The 363-nt window shown below is 43.8% G+C and carries 1 protein-coding gene; it reads right to left on the bottom strand.

What is annotated here, in order from left to right; genetic code table 11:
• On the bottom strand, nt 1–363 hold a 363-nt coding region (locus J3L16_RS16050), incomplete at both ends, for an AMP-binding protein (RefSeq protein ID WP_207614066.1).

Raw genomic sequence — 363 nt, 5'->3', positions numbered from 1 at the left:
TGAGGCAGTACTTTGGCAGGCTCCGCAGCACTGAGTAAGCCTTGTAGATGACTGGGTACAATTTTAAGTACATCCACTTGATGTGTTGCCATGTACTTTGCAAATAAATCAGCTTCAAAGGCAACATCTGTTGGTATCATGTGTAACGTACAGCCACGGCACAATGCGCCAAACAAAGTGGTGTTACCTAAGTCAGCAGCAACTGTTGAGACCATCGCCATACTTGTGACATTCTCTTCAATATTAGTCTTTGATAAAACACCTTGTGTGTAATTACTTAACCCTCGATGGGTCACCACAACCCCTTTAGGCTGACCTGTGGTACCCGAGGTATAAATAATATAAGCACCTTGAGAGGGATGA

This window comes from Alteromonas sp. 5E99-2 (assembly GCF_017368475.1).
Lineage (GTDB): Bacteria > Pseudomonadota > Gammaproteobacteria > Enterobacterales > Alteromonadaceae > Alteromonas_F.
Note: the sequence above shows the minus strand (reverse complement) of the source record. Positions and strands in the feature narration are given on the sequence as shown.